Annotated in this window: 19 protein-coding genes and 1 pseudogene; 13 read left to right on the top strand and 7 right to left on the bottom strand. The window is 66.9% G+C overall.

What is annotated here, in order from left to right; translation table 11 throughout:
* Nucleotides 1–10 precede the first annotated feature (10 nt).
* Nucleotides 11–523 (bottom strand): hypothetical protein, encoded by a 513-nt coding sequence (locus tag ADT71_RS16740; RefSeq protein ID WP_054438626.1) that lies wholly within the window; start codon nt 521–523, stop codon nt 11–13.
* 192 nt (nt 524–715) lie between these two features.
* Here ADT71_RS16740 and ADT71_RS16735 point away from each other — a divergent pair, with 192 nt between their 5' ends.
* The 7 genes and pseudogenes from ADT71_RS16735 (at nt 716) to ADT71_RS16710 (ending at nt 7,939) form a co-directional block, all read left to right on the top strand.
* Nucleotides 716–1,888: a hypothetical protein gene (locus ADT71_RS16735; RefSeq protein ID WP_054438624.1), complete on the top strand. Its 1,173-nt coding sequence runs from the start codon at nt 716–718 to the stop codon at nt 1,886–1,888.
* Nucleotides 1,889–1,918: 30 nt separating this feature from the next.
* Nucleotides 1,919–2,725, top strand: coding sequence for a sulfotransferase (locus ADT71_RS16730; protein ID WP_231635957.1), 807 nt, complete (start codon nt 1,919–1,921; stop codon nt 2,723–2,725).
* Nucleotides 2,726–2,944: 219 nt separating this feature from the next.
* Nucleotides 2,945–3,106: a hypothetical protein gene (locus ADT71_RS33855; RefSeq protein ID WP_231635956.1), complete on the top strand. Its 162-nt coding sequence runs from the start codon at nt 2,945–2,947 to the stop codon at nt 3,104–3,106.
* Complete coding sequence (locus ADT71_RS16725; protein WP_231635955.1) at nt 3,103–4,020, top strand: alcohol dehydrogenase catalytic domain-containing protein; 918 nt, start codon at nt 3,103–3,105, stop codon at nt 4,018–4,020. The genes ADT71_RS33855 and ADT71_RS16725 overlap by 4 nt, the downstream gene beginning before the upstream one ends.
* A 112-nt stretch (nt 4,021–4,132) precedes the next feature.
* Nucleotides 4,133–5,212, top strand: a complete 1,080-nt coding sequence (locus ADT71_RS16720) for a Gfo/Idh/MocA family protein (RefSeq protein WP_082370404.1) — start codon at nt 4,133–4,135, stop codon at nt 5,210–5,212.
* Between the two features lie 63 nt (nt 5,213–5,275).
* Nucleotides 5,276–6,885 (top strand): annotated as a pseudogene (locus tag ADT71_RS16715) (inorganic phosphate transporter).
* 25 nt (nt 6,886–6,910) lie between these two features.
* Complete coding sequence (locus ADT71_RS16710) at nt 6,911–7,939, top strand: transporter (protein WP_231635954.1); 1,029 nt, start codon at nt 6,911–6,913, stop codon at nt 7,937–7,939.
* Here ADT71_RS16710 and ADT71_RS16705 read toward each other — a convergent pair.
* From ADT71_RS16705 to ADT71_RS16695, 3 genes are all read right to left on the bottom strand, one after another.
* Entirely contained in the window at nt 7,926–9,281 is a 1,356-nt protein-coding gene (locus ADT71_RS16705; protein ID WP_054438622.1) for a dicarboxylate/amino acid:cation symporter, read from the bottom strand. The genes ADT71_RS16710 and ADT71_RS16705 overlap by 14 nt on opposite strands.
* A 116-nt stretch (nt 9,282–9,397) precedes the next feature.
* Complete coding sequence (locus ADT71_RS16700) at nt 9,398–10,921, bottom strand: alginate export family protein (protein WP_054438681.1); 1,524 nt, start codon at nt 10,919–10,921, stop codon at nt 9,398–9,400.
* Between the two features lie 136 nt (nt 10,922–11,057).
* The gene (locus ADT71_RS16695) at nt 11,058–12,371 is read right to left on the bottom strand and encodes an MFS transporter (RefSeq protein ID WP_054438620.1); all 1,314 of its coding nucleotides are present in this window, start codon (nt 12,369–12,371) and stop codon (nt 11,058–11,060) included.
* A 348-nt stretch (nt 12,372–12,719) separates the two neighbouring features.
* On the opposite strand from ADT71_RS16695, the gene ADT71_RS16690 reads away from it, so the two are divergent.
* Entirely contained in the window at nt 12,720–13,643 is a 924-nt protein-coding gene (locus ADT71_RS16690; RefSeq protein WP_197283054.1) for a helix-turn-helix domain-containing protein, read from the top strand.
* A 193-nt stretch (nt 13,644–13,836) separates the two neighbouring features.
* Nucleotides 13,837–15,177 carry an MFS transporter gene (locus ADT71_RS16685; RefSeq protein ID WP_054438680.1) on the top strand — a complete coding sequence of 447 codons (1,341 nt, stop codon included), beginning with the start codon at nt 13,837–13,839 and terminating at the stop codon, nt 15,175–15,177.
* Between the two features lie 7 nt (nt 15,178–15,184).
* On the opposite strand, the gene ADT71_RS16680 is transcribed toward ADT71_RS16685, so the two are convergent.
* The 3 genes from ADT71_RS16680 to ADT71_RS35055 form a co-directional block, all read right to left on the bottom strand.
* The gene (locus ADT71_RS16680) at nt 15,185–16,072 is read right to left on the bottom strand and encodes a LysR family transcriptional regulator (RefSeq protein WP_054438617.1); all 888 of its coding nucleotides are present in this window, start codon (nt 16,070–16,072) and stop codon (nt 15,185–15,187) included.
* A gap of 62 nt (nt 16,073–16,134) precedes the next feature.
* Nucleotides 16,135–16,845, bottom strand: a complete 711-nt coding sequence (locus ADT71_RS16675) for a 5-dehydro-4-deoxyglucarate dehydratase (RefSeq protein ID WP_255351658.1) — start codon at nt 16,843–16,845, stop codon at nt 16,135–16,137.
* Nucleotides 16,815–17,051, bottom strand: a complete 237-nt coding sequence (locus ADT71_RS35055; protein ID WP_255351657.1) for a dihydrodipicolinate synthase family protein — start codon at nt 17,049–17,051, stop codon at nt 16,815–16,817. Before ADT71_RS35055 ends, ADT71_RS16675 begins: the two co-directional genes overlap by 31 nt.
* Nucleotides 17,052–17,613: 562 nt before the next feature.
* Between ADT71_RS35055 and ADT71_RS16670 the strand changes: the two genes are divergently transcribed.
* From ADT71_RS16670 to ADT71_RS16660, 4 genes are all read left to right on the top strand, one after another.
* Complete coding sequence (locus ADT71_RS16670; protein WP_197283053.1) at nt 17,614–18,555, top strand: mannonate dehydratase; 942 nt, start codon at nt 17,614–17,616, stop codon at nt 18,553–18,555.
* Nucleotides 18,556–18,618: 63 nt separating this feature from the next.
* The gene (locus ADT71_RS30465; RefSeq protein ID WP_082370402.1) at nt 18,619–19,494 is read left to right on the top strand and encodes a TonB-dependent siderophore receptor; all 876 of its coding nucleotides are present in this window, start codon (nt 18,619–18,621) and stop codon (nt 19,492–19,494) included.
* Nucleotides 19,389–20,384 carry a hypothetical protein gene (locus ADT71_RS16665; RefSeq protein ID WP_082370401.1) on the top strand — a complete coding sequence of 332 codons (996 nt, stop codon included), beginning with the start codon at nt 19,389–19,391 and terminating at the stop codon, nt 20,382–20,384. The genes ADT71_RS30465 and ADT71_RS16665 overlap by 106 nt, the downstream gene beginning before the upstream one ends.
* The gene (locus ADT71_RS16660) at nt 20,267–21,379 is read left to right on the top strand and encodes a TonB-dependent receptor (protein WP_197283057.1); all 1,113 of its coding nucleotides are present in this window, start codon (nt 20,267–20,269) and stop codon (nt 21,377–21,379) included. Before ADT71_RS16665 ends, ADT71_RS16660 begins: the two co-directional genes overlap by 118 nt.
* Nucleotides 21,380–21,401 lie beyond the last annotated feature (22 nt).

The following is a 21,401-nucleotide window of genomic DNA, read 5'->3' as shown; positions in this document are numbered from 1 at the left end:
CGGTCTGCTCTCAATTCCTCGGCACCGAGGCGAAAAACGCCAGCCCCGCTTCGCCCGGATAGAGATATTCGAGATAATGCCCCAGTTCCGGCACGTCGACGAAGCAGGCCTGGAGCAGCGGGGTGCGGCTTTCGTAAGGCATGGCCCAGCCATTGCCCTGCGCGCCCTGCCGCACGCCCTGCCACTGGGCCTCGTCATGGATCAGGAAGCCGAGGTGGTGGTGCCAGAGGCGGAGGCCTTCGCCCGGCGGCTGGCGGCTCATGTAGATTTCGGAGCCGGGGCCGGAAGCCTCGATCAGTTCGTACATCACCGTCCCGTGCCAGGCGAGTTCGGCCCTGATCCAGCCCCCTGCCGCAAGCTGCCCTTCCAGCACGCAAAACTCCCGGATGCCGAGGCGGCGCGAGAACAGGTCCCGCGCGGCGGCGATGTCGTTGGTGGCATAGGCCATCTGGAAATGCTCGGCGAGGAGCAGCCCCGATCCGGGGGCAAGCGTTCCGGCAGGCCGCGCAAGCGAGAGCGTCATCGTGAACTCCGTGAAGGGCGTTCATGATAGTATCCGCTATCTACGTCGGACAAGTTCGCACTGACGACCCATGCCCCGGCGTTGGCCGAGGCGTTGCCGCCCCGAATGTCTTGCGAGGCGGTCCTGCGCGAATATAGATAGCAATCACTATCTAATCATGCCGGTCGCGAAACCGGCGGAGAGGCCAGCGTCATGGAGATCGAGCCGAGCATCCTTGCCTACCTGACCGGGCTGGAAAGCGCGGTCGCCAATCTCCAGGACACCTGGCGGCCCGACGATCCCGCCTATCGCGCCGACGTCTATCGCCAGACGATGACCAGTCTCTCCTACGCCTATTTCGCCTATTTCCACGCCACGCCGGAACACCCGGACTGGGCTCCGCTGTGGAACCCGGTCTACACGCTCCAGCCCAACCCGGACGACATCTACGTGCAGTCGCCGATCCGGGGCGACCTGACCTACCGCGTCTCGGGCAATCGCGGGACCTGCCGGATACTCTCCTTCACCAGCCAGAAGGTGCAGTCCGGCTCGGTGGACGTGATGCCGCGTCCCAACGGGCACAACGAGGTGGACGACATCGACCTCGGCCTTGCGCCGGGCGAGGATTTCTCGGTGATCTTCAGCGCCGAACGTCCCGCCGGATATGAAGGCAAGTGGGCGCGGATCGATCCGGAGGCGGGGTATCTCTACTTGCGGTTCCGCAGCTACGACTGGCTGAACGAGATCGACCCGCACCTCTCCATCGAATGTCTGGACCCGGTTCCGCCCAAACCGCGCCTCTCGCCGGAGGAGATCCTGCACCGCATCGGCGAAATGGCGAAGTTTCCGGGCCGCAAGACCCGTCTCTACTATCCCATGCAGAACGGGGTGAAGGAGCGCGTGGGCTTCAACGTGTTCGAGCCGGTGCGCATGGCCGGGGCGCTGGCCAAGCAGGTCTACTGGCCCGCCTGCTTCCGGTTCGACCCGGACGAGGCGCTGGTGATCGAGACGGAGGTTCCCGCGCACGCGCCGTACTGGAACATCCAGCTCAACGATCCCTGCTTCAACGCGCTGGAATATGTCTACCGCATATCCAGTTCCAACGGCCACTATGCCCGCCTTTCCAGCGACGGCCGCTACCGCGCGGTGATCGCGCTGGAGGACCCCGGCGTGCCGAACTGGCTCGATCCGGCAGGCTATACCGAGGGCGGCATCTATGGCCGCTGGTACGACTGCGACAGCGCGCCAGTGCCGACGATCAGGCGGGTCAAGCTGGCAGAGCTGCGCGATCACCTGCCCGCCGATACGCCCGTGGTCACGCCGCAGGAACGGGCCGAGGAACTGCGGCAGCGCGTAAGAGCCTGCCAGCGGCGCCGGCGCTGGTGAACGATAAATCCAACAGGGAGAGTTTAGGCCATGGATCTCGGTTACGATCCGCCAGACCGGTTCCGCACCGCCGTCGACCGCGCGCACGAGATCGTCGCGGGGGAGCTGGGGCATGACGATTTCGGCCCGGACGATTATCTCCCCGGCCTTGGCGTGCTGCTGCATTCGATGGACTACGATCCGCAGTTCACCGAAACGGGGCGGCGCGCGGCCTGGGGACAGGTGCTGGGCGTGCTGCGCAGCCGGGCGGGCGCGATCCGGGCGATGAAGAACAATCCCGGGTTCGATGCCGTGCCGGTTCTGGCGCCGGTGGTCATCACCGGGGTGCCGCGCACGGGGACCACGGCGCTGCACCGCCTGATGGCGGTGGACCCGCGCTTCCAGGGGCTGGAGACCTGGCTGCTCGACGCGCCGATGCCGCGACCTCCGGTGGATCGCTGGCAGGACTATCCCGAATATCGCAAGGCCATGGCGGTGATCGAGGCGCGCTATGCCGCCGCCCCGCAGCGCCGCGCCGCGCACCATGTGGCGGCCGAGGAAGTTCACGAATGCTGCATGTTGCTGCGCCAGTCGTTCGTCTCGAACCTGTGGACCTGCGGCTGGTCCGCGGCGAGCTACGACGCCTGGTGGCAGTGCCAGCGCGAGGATGCGGCCTATGCGCACTATCGCCGCTGCGTGCAGCTGATCGGCATGAACGATCCGGGCCGCCGCTGGCTGCTCAAGAACCCCGGCCATATCGACAACCTCGACCTGCTCTTCGCGGTGTTTCCCGATGCCAGGGTGATCCAGACGCACCGCGATCCGGCAAAGGCGTGCCTTCGCTGGTTTCGCTGCTGATGGGTATGCACCCGGTGCTCGAACAGGGCCGCGCGGACCAACGCGGGCCGATCATGCTCGCGCGGGAGGTGGCGAAGTGGGCCGCCGCGCTGCGCAAGGCGGATGCCGTGAAGGCGCGCCGTCCGGGGCAGGTGCTCGACATCGCGCATCTCGATTTCCACAATCGGCCGATGGCGGTGATGGAGCGCATCTACGGTTTCATCGGCATGGACATTCCCGATGAAACCGCGCGCCTTCGCCCGCCGTATCGCGCAGAAGCCCGAATTGCAGCACGGCGCCCATCGCTACGACATCGCCGACTACGGCATGACCGAGCAGCAGGCGCGCGCGCCTTTCGGCGACTATGTGACGCGTTACGACCTGCTGGAGAAGGCGGCATGAAGGCGGCGGTCTATCCGGGCGGCGGGCAGCCCGTGGTCATCGAGGACGTGCCCGAGCCGCGCCCCGCGCCGGGCGAGGTCTTGATCCGTGTCCACCGCTGCGGCATCTGCGGCACCGACCTGTCGATGACCAGGGGCGGCGCGTGGGACTATGGCCCGAACGCGCGCTTCGGCCACGAATATGCGGGCGAGATCGTCGAGCTGGGCCGCGATGTCGATGGCTGGCGGGTGGGAGACCGGATCGCGGTGCTGCCCTCGGTCGCCTGCGGATCGTGCGAGACCTGCCAGGCCCATGGCAACAATGTGCTGTGCCGGTCGGGCGAGGGCAATGCGATGATGGGCTTCGCGCAGTTCGCCAGCGTGCCCGCCGCCGTGGCGACGCGGTTGCCCGCCACCCTGTCGATGACGGACGGCGCCCTGATCGAGCCGCTGGCGATCAGCCTTTACGGCGCGCGGTTCGCGAATATCGAGCCGGGCGACACGGTGCTGGTGCTGGGTGGCGGTACGGTGGCGCTTTACGCGATCTACTGGGCGCGGCGGCTGGGGGCGGGGCGCATCGTTGCCATGTCGCGTTCGGCGCGGCGCCGGGAGCTTTCGCTGGCGATGGGAGCGGACGCCTTCGTGGCCTATGGCGCGGACGAGGTGGGCGAAGTCATCGAGGCGCTGGGCGGATCGCCGCGCGTGATCTTCGAATGCGTGGGCGCGGAAGGAATGCTGGGCCGCGCGATCCGTCATGCAGGGCCGTTCGGGCGGGTGGTCTCGCTGGGGTTCTGCACCGCGCCCGATCCGGTGATTCCCGCTATCGCCGCGTACAAGTGCGTCTCGCTGCGGTTCGCGGTGGGCTATTCGATGAAGGAGTTCCTCTACATCGCCGACCGGATGGACAAGGGCCACGTCGATCCCGCCACGATCTGACGCGCGATATCGCGCTGGCCGATCTCCCGGCGATGCTGGAGGCGCTGCGCGGGCCGAATGACGAAACCAAGGTCCACGTCCGCTGCAACGACGTCTTTTGAGGAGAAACGACATGGAGAAACCGACCGCGATCGTCGTGGGCACCGGCTTCGGCTGCCGGGTCCATGTTCCGGCTTTGCGCGCCGCCGGGTTCGCGGTGGCCGCGCTTGTCGGCACCCGGCCCGACCGGCTGGAGCGCAAGGCGGCGGAGGCGAGCGTCCCGGCCTTCTTCACCGATCTCGGCGCCGCCATCGAGCGGACCGGCGCGCACCTCGTCACGATCGCCGCGCCGCCCGCCAGCCATGCGCCGCTGGCCTTCGCGGCCATGGCGCGCGGCTGCCACGTGCTTTGCGAGAAGCCTTTCGCGATCGACGCGGCAGAGGGCGCGGCGCTGCTCGATGCGGCGGAGCGGGCGGGTATCGTTCACATGATCGCGCACGAATTCCGCTGGTTGCCCGAACGCGCGCTGCTGGGCCGCGCCATTGCCGAGGGGCTGATCGGCACCCCGCGCTTCCTGGCGATGGACCAGTTCATCCCCTTCTGCGCCGATCCCGGCGCGCGGCTGCCCGGATGGTGGTTCGACACGGCATCGGGCGGCGGCTGGCTGGGCGCGGGCGGTTCGCACCTGATAGACCAGGTGAGGACATGGCTGGGCGAGTTCGAGAGCGTGTCGGCCCGCCTGCTGACCGTATCCGACCGCGAGAACGGCGCCGACGACAGCTATTCGCTGCGCTTCCGCCTGGCGAGCGGGGCCGAGGGATCGATGCAGCAGAGCGCCGGGGCCTGGGGCGCGCCCGCCAGCCTGCTGCGCTGCGCGGGCACGCGGGGAACCGTGTGGATCGAAAGCGGCAAGGTCCTGCTGGCGGACCGCACGGGCACGCGCGAGCTGCCGGTTCCGGACGATCTCGTGCTGCCCGCAGCGCCCGGCTTCGAGCTGGCACCCTTCATCCGGCTCTGCGAGGCCCTGCGCGCCAGGATCGAGGGTGCGGGGGGTGAGGGGCCGGTGGCGATCCCGACATTCCGCGACGGGCTGGCGGCGATGCGGGTCATGGATGCCGTCCGCGCCTCATCCGCGGCAGGCGGCGCGCTGCGGCCAGTGGAGCCTGCTTCCGGCCTGGAGCCTGCTTCCGGCCCGGGCGGCGGCGCAGCATAAATGTCATGAAACCGACGTAAGGCTTTCGTCTCCCCATTCGAGGCGAAACGATGAACGCGACCCTTGCGCCCAGGCCGATCGACACGGCCGGAACCCGGCCCGACCTTTGAAAAGGGCCTTGGCGCCGCCGGCCGGATCGGGTTCGGCGCGGCAATCGTGGCCGCGCTCGTCTATGTGGCCTTCAGCGTCTATTCCGATGCCGCCGCCGTGGGCGTGGAGCCCACCACCTACCTGCCGTTCATCCTGCTGTTCATCGCCCTGCTGATCGCGCTCGGCTTCGAATTCGTGAACGGTTTCCACGATACCGCCAATGCCGTGGCCACGGTGATCTACACCAATGCCATGCCCGCGAACGTCGCGGTGGTCTGGTCGGGCTTCTTCAACTTCCTCGGCGTGCTGGTTTCCACCGGCGCCGTGGCGTTCGGCATCGTTTCGCTGCTGCCGGTCGAACTGATCCTGCAAGTGGGATCGAGCGCGGGCTTCGCGATGGTCTTCGCACTGCTGCTGGCGGCGATCCTGTGGAACCTCGCCACCTGGTGGCTGGGCATTCCCTCGTCCAGTTCGCACACGCTGATCGGCTCGATCATCGGCGTGGGCGTGGCCAATGCGCTGATGCACGGCAAGAGCGGCACCGCGGGCGTGGACTGGGGCAAGGCGCCGAGATCGGCCAGGCCCTGCTGTTCTCGCCGCTGATCGGCTTCGGCCTTGCCGCGCTGCTGTTCGCCGCGATGAAAGTGCTGGTCCGCAAGAAGGAACTCTACGAGGAGCCGAAGGACGGCCTGCCGCCGCCGTGGTGGATCAGGGCGCTGCTGATCTTCACCTGCACCGGCGTCAGCTTCGCGCATGGTTCGAACGACGGGCAGAAGGGCATGGGGCTCATCATGCTGATCCTGATCGGCACGGTGCCCACCGCCTATGCGCTGAACCGCGCCGTGCCCGAACGCTACACGGCGGAATTCCACGCCGGCTCGCTGGCCGCCGGAGCCGCGCTGGACGAGGCTTCGCCCCCTCCCGGCGTCCCGCTCGATCCCGCGCAGGCGCGCAGCCGGGTCACGGCCTATATCGCCGACAAGACATTGGCCCCCGCCACGCTTCCCGCGCTTTCGGTGCTGGTGCACGACGTGGACCGGCAGGTGACCGACTATGGCTCGCTGGCGAAAGTGCCGGCGGCGGCGGTGAGCAATATCCGCAACGACATGTACCTCGCCTCGGAAGCGATCAAGCTGCTGGGCAAGCAGAAGCCCGCCGCGCTTTCCGGGCAGGCGCAGGAAAGCCTGGCGACCTACAAGGCCTCGCTCGATGCGGGCACGCGCTTCATTCCCACCTGGGTCAAGGTGGCGGTGGCCATCGCGCTGGGGCTGGGCACGATGGTCGGCTGGAAGCGCATCGTCGTCACCGTGGGGGAGAAGATCGGCAAGACCCACCTGACTTACGCGCAGGGCGCCGCCGCCGAACTGGTGGCGATGGGCACGATCTTCGGGGCGGACCATCTCGGCCTGCCGGTCTCCACCACCCATGTCCTCTCGTCCGGCGTGGCGGGGACGATGGCGGCGAACCGTTCGGGCCTCCAGATGAGCACGGTGCGCAACCTGCTCATGGCCTGGGTGCTGACGCTGCCGGTCTCCATCGTGATGGCGGGCGGGCTCTACATGCTGTTCTCGCAGGTTCTCTGACGGGTTCCGGCCGCGCGCTGCCGCCATGAGCCATGACCTGCCCCGTCTTCTTGCCGCCACACAGGGCGCCGGCGCGCCGCTGGCGGATGGCGGCATGGGGCCGGGCCTGATCTGGGGCATGGACCTGACGGACGAAGGCGCCTTCCCCGTTGCCGATTGCGAACGCCCGCCGGAAGGCCGCTTCCGCTGGCTTCATCTCAATCTTGCGCACCAGCGCACGCGAAGCTGGATAGAGCGGTTCGAAGCGGTTCCCCCGGCCGTGCGCGAACTGCTGCTCTCGCCAGACACTCACCAGCGCGCGCTGGTCGACGGCGGCACGGTGGCCTGCGTGCTTCACGATTTCGAACGGGATTTCGACGTGGCCGATACGGCGCGCGTGGGCGGGCTGCGCATGGCGCTGGCGCCGGGGCTGATGCTGACGGCGCGGCTTCATCCGATCCGTTCGGCCGATATCGTGCGGACCCGGCTCTCGCGCTGCGGCGCCGGCTTCGGGGCGGCGCAGGCGCTGGAACTGCTGGCGGGCGCGATCAGCGAGAACATCGCCGATATCGCCCGCTCGCTCAGCGCCGACGTGCAGCATGTGGAGGACATGTTCCTCGACGCACGCGATCCGCCCAAGGCGCGCGACCTGATCGGCGTGCGGCGGCGGCTGGCGCAGATACAGCGCCTGCTTACGGGAATGCGCGGGGTGTTCCAGCGGCTGGAGAAGGACGAGGAACTGCCCGAGGCGCTGCTGCCCGGCGTGGAGAAGATCGCCCAGCGCATCCAGTCGCTCGACGGGGACGTGCAGGGCGTGCAGTCGCAGTTGCGGCTGCTGCGCGAGGAACTGGACATCCAGGAGGCGCAGCGGACCAACCAGAACCTCTACATCCTCTCGATCGTGACCGCGCTGATGCTGCCGGCCACGCTCGTGACCGGGATCTTCGGGATGAACACCGGCGGGTTGCCCTTCGCGCAGGGGCCTTACGGCACGATCCACGCCACCCTGTTCGCGGGCGGCGCGGCCATCGCGACTTATCTGCTGCTGCGCTGGATGGGCTTCATGCGGCGCTAGCGCGGGGCGCCTCGATGTCGCCGGTCTGCATCGGTCCGCGAATGCCGAGGCGCTGGGCGACAATGGTGGGCACCAGCGCCTGTCCCGCCACGTTGACGGCGGTGCGGCCCATGTCGAGGATCGGGTCGATCGCCAGCAACAGCCCCACGCCCTCGAGCGGGAGCTTGAGCGTGGAGAGCGTCAGCGTCAGCATGACCACCGCGCCGGTCAGCCCCGCCGTGGCCGCAGAGCCGATCACCGAGACGAACACGATCAGCGCATAGTCCGAAAGCTGGAGCGGCACGCCGTAGAACTGCGCCACGAAGATCGCCGAGATCGCCGGATAGATCGCCGCGCAGCCGTCCATCTTGGTGGTCGAGCCGAGCGGCACCGCGAAGGCGGCGTAGGAACGCGGCACGCCGAGGCGCTCGGTCACTTCCTCGGTCACCGGCATGGTGCCGACGGACGATCGCGAGAGGAAACCGATCTGGATCGCCGGCCAGGCCACCGAGAAGAAGCGCAGCGGGTTGATCCCGTGCAACAGCAGCAGCAGCGGGTAGACTGCCAGCATGACCACCGCGAGCCCGATATAGACCGCGCCCGCAAAGGCGCCGAGCGCGGAAAGCGCGTCCCAGCCGTAGCTGACCACGGCATTGGCGATCAGCGCCGCCGAGCCGAGCGGGGTCAGCGCGATCAGCCAGCGCAGCAGCTGGCGCAGCACGAGGTTGGCCGAAGTCATGAAGGCCAGGAACGGCTCCGCCTTCGCGCCGATTTTCACGGCGGCCGCGCCCACGGCAACGGCGGCGATGATGATCTGCAGCACGTTGAAGGAGACGGCGGTAGTGGCCGCGCCGTCTTCCAGCGTGGTGGCGGCGGTAATGCCGAGGTAGTTGGCCGGAACCAGCCCCTTGAGGAAATCGAGCCAGCCGCCGACCGATGCGGGCGCATGGGCCGCGCCCGCATCGACATGGGCGTGAAGACCGGGCTGGATGGTCAGCCCCAGCGCGATGCCGATGAGCACGGCGATCAGCGCGGTGATGGCGAACCACAGCAGGGTCTGCCCCACCAGCTTCACCGCGTTGTCGAGCCCGCGCAGCGCGGCGACCGAGGCGATGATCGCGGTGAACACCAGCGGCGGAACCAGCGTGCGCAGGAGCTGGATGAAGATCTGCGCCACGGTGTGGAACGTCTCGCTCGCGCCCGAGGCAAGGGCGCTGTCAGGCCCGAGCTGGCGGACCAGCAGGCCCGCGGCAAGGCCCACGACCATGCCCAGCAGCACCTGCACGCCGAAGCCGGGCCACCTTGAACCGGACGATGGGACACCGGGGTGGCGCGAGGCGCTGGTTTCGGGGGTCTTCGCCATGCAGAATTTGCCTTCAGGTCGTGAGAATTCGTTCCTTTCCAGCGGAAAAGGCCCCCGCGCGGGCGAGGGCCTCCCATTTCGTGACTTCTTGCACGCCGCGCAAGAGTGTTCGGGTGTCAGAACCGATAGTTCGACATGACCCCGAAATAGTTGCCCTTCCTGGCTCCAGCCTCCTCGAAGGCGGAGCCGGGGGCGAAGTAGGTTTCGTAAAGGCGGAAGCTCAGACGCCGGGTGGCCTGCCACGACATTTCGAGGTTGAGCGCCGTGCCGACATAGCGGGTGCCGTCGTAAGGTGCGAACGAAGAGCCCGCCGGGCCGATGTAGACACCGTCGGCCTTGCTCTGGCGCCAGAGGAAGTCCGGCCCGGCCATGACGGTCACGTTGTCCAGCGGCTTCAGGGTCAGCGAGGGGTAGAGGTCCATGAGGTTGGAGAAGTTGAAGAACGCCGCCTCGCTGAACAGCGGCAGGCGGGGGGCGGCGGCCACGAAAGTGCCGGCCTTGCCATCGGTCAGGTCATGGTCGCCGCTGAAGGCATTGGCGCGCAGGCCCAGGCGGGGCTTCATCGGCAGGCCGGGCCAGGTATAGCCGGCTTCGAACAGCACGCCCCAGGCGCGGATGTCCTGATCCGCGAACGTGCCGCGCTGGAGCGTCCCCTCAAGGTCGAAATCGAAGCGGGCGTTGCGTTTCCACAGGCGCGCGCCCCAGTTGGTGCGGTGGTCCGCGCCCGCGCCTTCGCGCAGCGTCGCGTTGTCGCGCGTCATCTCGTACCAGTAGACGTCGGTGCCGAAGCCCGCCACGCGGTTGGGCGCGCTGACGTAGATCCCGTGGAACGCCTTGGAGGAATCCGCCCCGTCATCGAGGGTGCCCGGCTTGATCTCGACCGGGCGGGTGGCGAAGGCGTCGACCGAGATCTTGCCCGGCAGGATATAGGTCGCGCGCACGCCCTGATAGGTGAAGCGCATGTTGAGCCCTTCGCGCACGCCCGCCAGCTTGCCGTTGCCCAGCGGCATCTCGAAGCGGCCGGGGCGCAGGGTGATCTTGCCGGCATCGCCCAGCGGCACGGTCACGTCGACGAAGGCCTGGTAGACGTCCAGCTTGTCGCGGTTGGGGCCGGTGGCGAAGCTTTCGCCATATTCGCGGTTGTCGCCCAGTTCGAGATAGGCGCGCAGGTTCGGGCCGAGGTGGAGGTCTCCGATCAGCCGCAACCGGCTCTGCACCGGGTTGTTGCTGTCGTTCGCCCTGAGGCCCAGCGCGGAATGGTGCCAGTCGGTATAGTAGACCCGCGCCTCCCCGCCGAGCGAGAGGTAGACGTCGTCATTGTCGCCCAGCGGGATGTGGCGGATCCTGTCCATGATCGGGGCATCGGAGGCGGGGCGCTTCGACCAGTCCTCGGTCCAGCGGATCGCCTGCGGCACGCCGGGAGGGCCCTTGCGGCCGCCGGGGACCGCTTCGGCAGGCGCGCCTTGCGACTTTGCCGGGCGGATGCCGGGCGGCGCGGCGGAGGATTGCGGGCCGCCGGCGGCGTCCTTCGTGTCGTTGTCGGGCGCGACGGACTGCGCCGAGGCGGGCGTGACATGCACCAGAGAAAGCGCTGCGGTGGCGGCGAGCAGACCGGCGCGACCCGGAAGATTGCAAAACATTTTCAGACTCATCCTCATGGCGGGGGGGGCGAGGTCGCGGCGGGAATTCCCGCCGCGCCTCCCGTTTTCGGCCCGGTTTTTCCGTTCAGCCTGTTTTTTGGGGGGCGCGGCCCGAAGTGCCGCACCCCTGGTGCGATCAGGCGATCGCGTTTTCGCGGTAGCGCACCATGGCCAGCGCGATGCCGCCGACCAGCGTGCCGCAGGCCATCACGAAGGCCACCAGCGCCAGCGACGAACCGCCCGCGAACAGCAGCCCGGCGGTGATCGGGCCCAGCGCCGCGCCGGCGCGGCCGACGCCGATCACCAGGCCGTGCCGCCCCGCCCGCAGCGAGGCGGGGAAGGACTGCGCGATCACCGCGTAGAGACCCGCCGTTGCGGCATTGGTGAAGAAGCCGCCGATGCAGGCCATGATCGAAAGGCTGGCCAGCGTGGTGAAGCCCTGGCCGAACATCGTCACGGCCGCCGCGCCGCAGATCATCGCGCCGATCACCAGCGGGCGCACGCCGATCTTCTGGGTCAGCAGGCTGAGCACGATCGAGCCGCTGGCGCCGCCGACATTGGCCCAGACCAGCACGCCGCCGGCGGAGGCGGGCGGGAAGCCCATGTCGACCACGATCTTGGGAATCCACTTCACCAGGAAGTAGAAGGTCATCATGTGCGCGAAATAGGCGACGATCAGCAGCACGGTGACGCTGGCGATGCCGGGGGCGAAGAATTCGCCGAAGCTGAAGCGGCGGGGTTCCTCGTCGCGCGGAGGCAGTTCCGACAGCGCCGCGCGGCCCTGGCGCACCATCGTGCGGTTGATCTTCTCCAGCGCGCCGGCCGGGCGCTTGTGCAGCAGGAAGGCGATGGTTTCGGGCACCAGCCAGAGCACCAGCGGGATGAAGGCGGCGGTGATGATCGCGCCGAATTCGAAGACCGACTGCCAGCGCCCGGTGGTGCCGAGCAGGAAGGCCGCGATGGAGCCGCCGACGATGGCGCCCATCGGATAACCGCCGGCCATGATCGCCACCGAGAGGTTGCGGCGGCGTGCGTTCGAACATTCCGCGACGATGGCGTTGGTGGCCGCGAGCATTCCGCCGATGCCGAGCCCGGTGAACAGGCGGAAGGCGGAAAGCACGGTGAGGTTCTGCGCGGTGGAGGCCAGGAACATGCCGCTCGCCATGACCACGAGGCAGGCCAGGATGGTGGGACGGCGGCCGATGCGATCGGCCATGGCGCCCAGGATCAGCGCGCCGATGCCCATGCCGATCAGTTCCATCGACAGCACCAGGCCCAGCGCGGCCCGGTCTATGCCCCATTCCTTCGAGATGCCCGGCGCGGCGAAGCTGATCGACAGCACGTCGAAACCGTCCAGCGCATTGAGCGCGGTGGCCACGGCAATGGCGATGATCTGCCGGCGATGCATGGGCTCGCGGGCGATAAGTGCCCGCGGATCAGTGTTACTCATATCCTCTCGACCTGCTTTCCGTATTCGAAGTTCGGTGGTGTCGGTTGTGCCGGGGCTCTGTCGGCCGGCTTGTCGCCGGCTCGGTTGTTGGCGGGCTGGGCCGCGGGGTCTGGAACGGGACCCGCTTCGCACGGGCGCCGATCCGCGGTGGGCAGGGAGACGGCGCGGGAACGAAAGGCTTGTCGAAGGAGGGGGCGGGCTCGCGGCCGGGCGACCGGGGCGGGGGTATCCTCTCCAAAGGCATCGTCTCCGCGCAGTCCGGCCTTCGTTGATACGACTTGACCGCTGCGGATTGCCTATTTTTCCCGCAGCGCTTAACCGGAGTCCATGGTGGAATCTGAAAATCGGATGGACTTTTCGCCAAACTTATTGCCGAACGGTAACGAACGTGACGATCCCGGCGGTGCTGCGGTCCCGCGCTACATCCTGTATGGCGATGCCAGCGAACGGCCGGACTGGTTCGTCAATATCGAACCGCTGGACAAGCGCTGCCGTGAACGGGGCTGGCTGATAAAGCCGCATACGCACCCGCGCATGACCCAGGTCGTGTTCTGTGCGGCGGGCAGCGGCACCATGACGATCGAAGGCGATACCGCGCCTTTCGCACCGGGCTGCGTCATGGTCGTGCCGCCGCACCGGATCCACGGATTCCACTACGCCGAAGCCGCGAACGGCTGGGTGATCACGATCGAGACGCACTATCTCGATGACCTTCTCGTCCGTGCGCCGGAACTGCGGCGCGTGCTGAAGGAGCCGGGCGTCTTCGCGCTGTCGCAGGACGGCCTTGCCGAAGTTTCGCCGACGATGGAGCGCATGGCCCACGAACTCCAGAGCGCGCGCAAGGGCGGGGCAATCGGCGCGGAAATACAGCTCATGTCGGTACTGCTGCTGTTCCTGCGGCTATGGCCGTCGGACGACCGCGCCGCGCCCGTGCTCGGCAGCCGCGCCGATCTGGTCCGGCGCTTCCGCGAACTGGTGGAGCGCAGCTACCGCGCCCAGCCGCTCCTGCCCGATCTTGCCGGCGAACTCGGCGTCAGCGTTTCGCAGCTCAGGCTGGCGTGCAAGACGGTGGCGGGCATCTCCCCGATCGAGATCGTCCACGACCGCCTGCTGTCGGAAGCCAAGCGCTGCCTCAGCTACACCCCGATGAGCGTGACCGAGATTGCCGACTGGCTGGGCTTCAGCGACGTCGGGTATTTTTCGCGCTTCTTCACCAAACTGGCCTCGGTTCCGCCCACGGCGTTTCGCCGGCAGCACGGTGCCGCTTTCTGAGCGTTCGGTACCGTTCTGTACCCTCCAGGTGTCGTTCAGTCGTGCCCGAACGGCGCGCCCGCGGCCTATTCAGCCAATTTCTGGATCGATCTCTGCCGCATTCAAGATGGACTTGAAGCGGCCGCGACCCTAGCGCTTCAATCTAGCCGGGAAACGATTGCATAGCCGGCGGGAGAGGGGTCGCGTGAAGGAAATGCAGAGCATCGGCGTGCCCGGCGCAGGGGCGCCGGAAAAGGGCGAAAAGCCGACCTGGGTACGCCAGCGGATCATCGCGCTGATCTTCCTCATAACGACCATAAACTACGCGGATCGCTCGACTTTTTCGATAGCGGGCAGCGAGGCGTCGCGGGAGCTCGGGCTCGATGCGGTGCAGACCGGATTCATCCTTTCCGCCTTCGCCTGGGCTTATGTCGCGGCGCAGATTCCGGCGGGCCTGCTGCTCGACCGCTTCGGCACGCGGCGGGTCTACACGATCGCCATCGCCTCCTGGTCGCTGCTGACGATGCTTCAGGGCTTTGCGGGGCTTTTCGCACTCCACGTCTTCGCGATGCTCTTTGTCATGCGGCTGCTGGTGGGGGCGGCGGAAGCGCCGTCTTTCCCCGGAAATGCGCGGCTCGTGATCGCCTGGTTCCCCGGTAGCGAGCGCGGAACGGCCTCGGCGATCTTCAATTCCGCGCAGTATTTCTCGCTGGTCGCCTTTGCGCCGCTGATGGGCTGGCTGGTCCATTCCTTCGGCTGGCGCAGCGTGTTCTGGGTGATGGGCGCGATCGGCCTTGCCGGTGCGGCCACCTTCTGGCGCTACATCCGCAGTCCGATGCGGCATCCGGCGGTAAACCGCGCCGAACTCGACCTTATCGAGCAGGGCGGCGGCCTCATCCACATGGACGAAGGCGGCCGTGCTTCCCGCGCGCCGAGCCTTTCGGACATGCGCCGCCTGCTGGCCAACCGCATGCTCGCCGGTATCTATCTCGGCCAGTACTGCATCAACGTGCTGACCTATTTCTTCGTGACATGGTTCCCGATCTACCTCGTGCGAGAGCGGGGCATGAACATCATGGAAGCCGGTTTCGCCGCGGCACTTCCGGCGCTCTGCGGCTTCGTCGGCGGACTGATCGGCGGCTATGTGTCGGACATGCTGCTGAAGCGGACCGGGTCGCTCGATATCGCGCGCAAGGTGCCCCTCACCGTGGGGATGGTCCTGGCGACCGCGATCATCGCCTGTGCCTTCGTGGAGGCACAGTGGCTGGTCATCTCATTGATGGCGCTGGCTTTCTTTGGAAAGGGCGTGGCATCGCTGGGTTGGGCGGTGATGTCCGACGTGGCCCCGCGCGAACAGTCGGGCGTGGCCAATGGACTGTTCAACATGTTCGGAAACATGGCGGGGATCGTGACCCCGATCGTGATCGGCTACATCGTTGCCACGACGGGCTCGTTCGACTGGGCCCTCGGGTTCGTCGGCCTGCACTGCCTGCTGACGATCGTCGCCTTCCTGGTCATCGCAGGACCGATCCGCCGGGTTACACTGGCGGATTGAGGGCGCTTCAGAGCAGCGTCTCGAAGCAGAGCTGGCGCATCACGTCGAGCGCCGGGTTCTCGTTCTCGCGGTGCCAGGCGAGCAGCAGTTCCGCAGGCGCCTCCGGCGTCGTGCGGATCGTGCGCAAGTGCACATCGGTCATGTGCAGGCTCTTGGCGGCTTCCGGCACGATGGCGGCGGCCAGGCCCGAGCGGACGAGGCCCAGCATCGAGTGAATCTGGGTGACATGCTGCACGTAGCTGGGCGTAACGGCGGCATCGGCGAACAGCTTCACCAGCATTTCGTGGAAATAGCCGGCGCCCTGGCGGCTGTACATGATGAGCGGCTTGTCGTCGAAGTCCGACAGGTCCAGCACGGCCTTGGCCTGGCGGGGATCGCCGGAGGGCAGCGCGGCCATCATCGGTTCGCGGTGGATCAGCACATGATCGAAGTCGGTGCGGTCGATCGGCGGGCGCACGAAGGCGAGGTCGATCAGGCCGGTGAGCAGGGCGTCGAGCTGTTCCGACGTCACCATTTCGCGCAGTTCGAGTTCGATGTTGGGCAGCTTTGCCAGCGCCTGCGCGACGATGCGCGGCAGTAGGTCGTAGCCCGAGGCGGCCGTGAAGCCGATCACCACGCGTCCGGCGTCGCCCTTGGCGATGCGCCGGGCGGCAAGCGCCGCGCCTTCGGCAAGGCGCAGGATACGGCGGGATTCGATGAGGAAGGCGCTGCCGGCAGGCGTGAGTTGCACCTGCCGGCTCGTCCTTTCGAGCAGGGTGACGCCGAGTATCCGCTCAAGCAGCTGGATCTGGCGGCTGAGCGGCGACTGGGTCATGTTCAGTCGCCGCGCGGCGCGGCCGAAATGAAGCTCTTCGGCCGCGGCAACGAAGCAGCGCAGTTGGCTGAGATCGAACATCGCCAACCGAGTAGGCCATCCCTTCGGCGCTGTCACCCTGTCAGGCCCTGGTGGTCCGGGCCTTATGCCCTGACGAGCGAGACGTCGGAAACGCGGGCGATCAGCGCGGCCAGTTCCTCGTGTTCGGCGGCGGTCAGGTCTGCCAGCGGGGTGCGGACCGGGCCCGCATCCCGGCCCACCGCGCGCATTCCGGCCTTGACGATCGAGACCGCGTAGCCGCGCCCGCGATTGCGCAGGGCGATATAGGGCAGGACGAAGGCATTGAGCTGTTCGACGACGAAGGCCTGGTCGCCCGCGCGCACTGCTGCATAGAAGCGCAGCGCCCACTCGGGCAGGAAGTTGAAGATCGCCGAGGAATACGTCGTGACGCCCATGGCGAGATAGGGCGTGGCGAAGGTTTCGGCCGTGGGCAGGCCGCCGATGTAGGTCAGGCGGTCGCCCATGCGGGCCTGGATGCGCGCCATCAGCTCAATGTCGCCGACGCCGTCCTTGAAGCCGACAAGATTGGCGTTGCGTTCGCAAAGGCGCGCCAGCGTCTCGTCGTTCACGATGCCGTTGTCGCGGTTGTAGACGATCACGGCGAGACCGGTCGCACGGCAGACCGCTTCGATATGGGCGGCAAGGCCGTCCTGGTTCGAACCGATGAGATAGGGCGGCAGCAGCAGCAGGCCGTCGGCGCCGGCCTTCTCGGCCTTGCGGGCGATGTCGGTGGCGATCGCGGTGCCATATCCGCAGCCCGAGATCACCGGGATGCGACCTGCGGTTTCGGCCACGGCGCGGCAACGACGGTGGCGACTTCATCGGGCGTGAGCGAGAAGAATTCGCCGGTGCCGCCCGCGGCGAACAGGCCGGCAAGGTCGTGTTCCAGCATCCAGCCGCAATGCTCGCGGTAGTCCGCTTCCACGAACCGGCCCTCGGCGTCGAAATGGGTGACGGGAAACGAAAGCAGGCCCGTTCCCAGCTTCGATCCGACTTCCACGGGGCTAAACATTATGAACTGACCTCTCCAAACAGATGCACCCTTCGTGCTTGCCGGGCGTTATTGCAGCGGTCGGAGTGGGTCCAACCCAATTAGGCAATCGATCAATGCCCTGCTTAGCTGGATCGACCCAGCGTAGTTCGGAAAATGACCCGAATTCCGCCAAATTTCGCATATTCTGCTATAAGGTCCCGACACCGGTTACCGCCCGTCAGTGCCGAGTTTGCATGGATTGAGCCAGAATTGGCATTGGTATTTGCCCGACAAATCCCGCAATGAGCCGTCCTCCGCCGGGGATGGCGGTCGCAAATCAGGAACGGGCCGGACAACCGGCCGCCGCAGCGGGGGAGTGACGAATGGACCGCAGGAACTTCATTCTGGCAGCAGGCGCCGGTGCATCGCTGACGCTGGCCGGTGGGGCTCAGGCAGCCACGCGCCGCTCCGGTAATCGCGCAGCAGGCGCTTCGGGTCGCAAACCTTATCTGATGAAGCTCGGCTGCCAGAGCATGCCGTCGAGCGAGGCGCATTTCGCCGATTTCGCGCGCTTCGGCGTCACCAACATATGCGCCCGCGCGCCGTTGCGGATGGGCGGCTCTACCCCACCGTGGACGAGCTTTCGCGCCTTCGCGAGATGGCCGAGCGCCACGGCCTCAGCCTCGACATGCTGGAGCCCGACCTGCTGGGCTCCACGCATATCGACCGCGAGAAGCACCCCGCGATCATGCTGGGCGACGGCGCGGCGCGCGACCGCGACATCGAGGCCTTCGCCACGACCCTGCGCAATTGCGCGGCGGCGGGTATTCCTGCGGTGAAGTACAACATGAGCCTGCTCGGCGTCCTGCGCACGGGCCCGGCCGAAGGGCGCGGCGGGTCGCACTATTTCGCCTGGGACCTTTCGAAAGCGAAGCCGGCCACGCCGCTCACCCGTGCAGGCGTGGTCGATGCCGACCTGTTCTGGGAACGCATCACCTATTTCCTCGACCGCATCGTGCCGGTCGCCAACGAGACGAAAGTGCGGATTGCCTGCCATCCGCAGGACCCGGGCACCCCGCCCGGCGGCTATCAGGGCATTACCAATGTGCTCGGCACCGTCGAGGGGCTTCAGCGGCTCGTCCAGATCAACGAGAGCCCATACCACGGGCTCAACTTCTGCCAGGGTTCGGTCTGCGAGAACCTGACGGACCCGGCCAACCAGATCTTCGACGTGATCCGCTGGTTCGGCAGCCGGAAGAAGATCTTCAACGTCCATTTCCGCAACATCCAGGGCCACCGCGACCGCTTCAACGAGAGCTTCCCGGACGAGGGCGACATCGACATGGTTCGCGCGCTCCAGACCTATGCGGAAGTCGGCTACGACGGCATGATAATGCCCGACCACGTTCCCGGCATGGACGATCCGCAAGTGGTGGACGGCAAGCCGGTCTGGACGCCGCGGGCCGAGAATTTCGCTTTTTGCTACGGCTACATTCGCGGGCTTCTGCAATCGGCGCAGCGGCTTACCTGATTTCGCAAGATCGACGCCCGGCGGGCGAAACAATCAAGATCCTTTGGAGGGGAGTTTTCACAAATGATGCAGCGGTTTACCGTCCTTGGCGGAGTGTCGGCGCTTGCCCTGTTCACGCATACGGCAGCCATGGCGCAGGACGCGTCGGCTTCCACCGATGAACAGCCTGCGATTTCGACCGAGGATATCGTCGTCACCGGCAGTCGTATTCCCCTGAGCGGCTTCAACCGCCCGACGCCGGTCACGGTAACGAGCGCGGAGCAGCTCAATGCGGCCGTTCCGACCACGCTGGGCGATGCGCTCAAGCAGCTTCCGGCGTTGTCGTCCTCGGCGGGGCCGCGCGGTGCGCAGACCTCCAGCGGGCAGGGCGGCGCCTACCTCAACTTGCGCAACCTCGGTACGACCCGCACGCTCACGCTGTTCGACGGCCGGCGCTTCATTCCCAGCGACGGCAGCGGCCAGGTGGACACCAACATGTTCCCGCAGGCGCTGGTTGAGCGCGTGGAAGTGGTAACCGGCGGCGCTTCGGCGGCCTATGGTTCTGACGCCGTGGGCGGCGTGGTGAACTTCATCATCAACAAGAAGTTCACGGCCTCACCGGCAGCATCCAGGGCGGCGTCACCACTTACGGCGACAATGACGAGCAGAAGGTCGAACTGGCCTACGGCACCCGCTTCGCCGACGACCGCGCGCATTTCCTCATCAGCGGCGAATATTACCGCAACGCGGGCGTGGACGATCGCCTGGAACGCCCGTTCTCGCGCAAGAGCTGCCAGCCGATCTCGTTGCCGGCGGGTTCGGCCACCCGGCGCGACTTCGCCTGCGACGTTCGCGTGGCCAATGCCAATTTCGGCGGGCTCATCACCTCGGGGCCGCTCAAGGGCACGACTTTCGACGCGAACGGCAATCCGGTCGCGTTCAACTACGGCAGCAGCCTGACCGGTTCCACCATGATCGGCGGCGACGGCCCGCGCCCGCAGTTCGCACCCCTGATCGCAGGGCTGGAGAAGAAGGTCGTCTATTCGCGTCTCGCCTATGACGTGAGCGACAGCTTCACCGTCTTTGCGGAAGGCAACTACGGCAAGACCAAGAACGATTATCAGGTCGGTTCCTACTCCAACCAGCTTGGCACCACCGCGCTGACGCTGAGGCGCGAGAACGCCTATCTTCCGGCCGAACTGGCCGCGATGATGGACGACGCGGGCGTGACCACGCTCACCATGGGCCGCTACGATGGCGACCTGCCGCGCACCCGCGTCAAGGTGGCGAACGAGACCCTGCGCGGGGTGCTCGGTGCGGAAGGCAGCGTGCTGGGCGGCCTCAAGTGGAACGTCTATGCGGAGGCGGCGCGCAATACCCGCAACCTTGCGCTGCATCACGATCTCATCCAGGCGAATTACGTCAATGCCGCCGATGCCGTGGTCGATCCGTCCAGCGGCAGCATCGTCTGCCGTTCGACACTGGCCAATCCCGGCAACGGCTGCGTTCCCGTCAATGTCTTCGGCACCAATGCCGTGTCCGACGCGGCGCTGAACTACGTGACCGGCACCAATACCGCGGATCAGAAGTTCCACGAATTCGTCACCGCGGCCTCCATCGCGGGTTCGCCCTTCGCGCTCTGGGCCGGTGACGTGGGCTTCGCGGCCGCGTCGAATATCGCCGCCAGACCTTCAACCAGGTCGTCGATCCGCTCTCGGAAGCCTATAACCCGATCACCAATGCCGAGGGCGCCTACCGTGTCGGCAATGCCAAGGCGCAGAGCGGCAAGTACAACGTCAAGGAAGCCTTCCTCGAACTCGACCTGCCGTTGCTCAAGGACCTGCCGCTGATCCAGTCGCTGGACTTCAACGGCGCGGTGCGCCGCACCGACTACAGCACCAGCGGCGCGGTGACGACGTGGAAGGCCGGCCTGACCTGGGAACTCTACGACGATCTGCGCCTGCGCGCCACGCGTTCGCGCGATATCCGGGCGCCCAGCCTCTACGAACTGTTCCAGCGCGGCACCACCAGCTATCAGCCGCAGGTCTACGATCCGTTCACCAACACGACCGCCACCAATGTGCGCTCGGTCGTGCGGGGCAACCCGGATCTTCGCCCGGAAGTGGCCAATACGCTCACGTTCGGCGGCGTCTATTCGCCGTCGTTCCTGCCGGGCTTCAACCTCTCGGTGGACTATTACGACATCAAGATCCGTGACGCGATCGCCTCGCTTTCGTATCAGCAGGAGATCGACGATTGCTATAACGGCAGCGCTTCGGCCTGCGCGCTCATCAGCCGCGATGCGAACGGCGTGTTGACGCAGATCGATATCGTGACCCAGAACCTCGCCTCGTTCGATACGCGCGGCATCGATTTCGAAGCCAGCTACCGTTCGAACCTGCCCTGGCTCTCGGGCGACGCCGTGCTCTCAACCCGCCTGCTGGGCAACTACATCGACAAGTACGAGCAGAGCTCGCCGGGCGTGGCCGCGATCGACCGTGCCGGCCAGATCGGCACCGCGCCGCATTGGCGCCTGACGGGGCAGGCCGACTTGCACCTGGGCCCGGTCTCGTTCTTCAACCAGGCCCGCTTCATCGGCGGGGGTGCCTATGACAAGGGAACGGCGGCCGAGGACCTGCCGCAGCGCCACTTTGCCGGGCAAGTGCTGTTCGATACCCGCATCGGCTACAAGCTGCCGGTCGGCGGCGACTGGGAGGCCTATCTCAGCGTCACCAACGTCTTCAACAAGCTGATTAATCCCTATGTGTCGAACGGACCCTCGGGTATTTCCGATTTCGATGCGATCGGACGTACGTTCCGTGTCGGCGTGCGGTTCACGCTCTGACGGTCGAATGAAGGGGACGGGA

Origin of the sequence: Novosphingobium sp. ST904, assembly GCF_001298105.1 — a bacterium.
GTDB lineage: Bacteria > Pseudomonadota > Alphaproteobacteria > Sphingomonadales > Sphingomonadaceae > Novosphingobium.
Note: the sequence above shows the minus strand (reverse complement) of the source record. Positions and strands in the feature narration are given on the sequence as shown.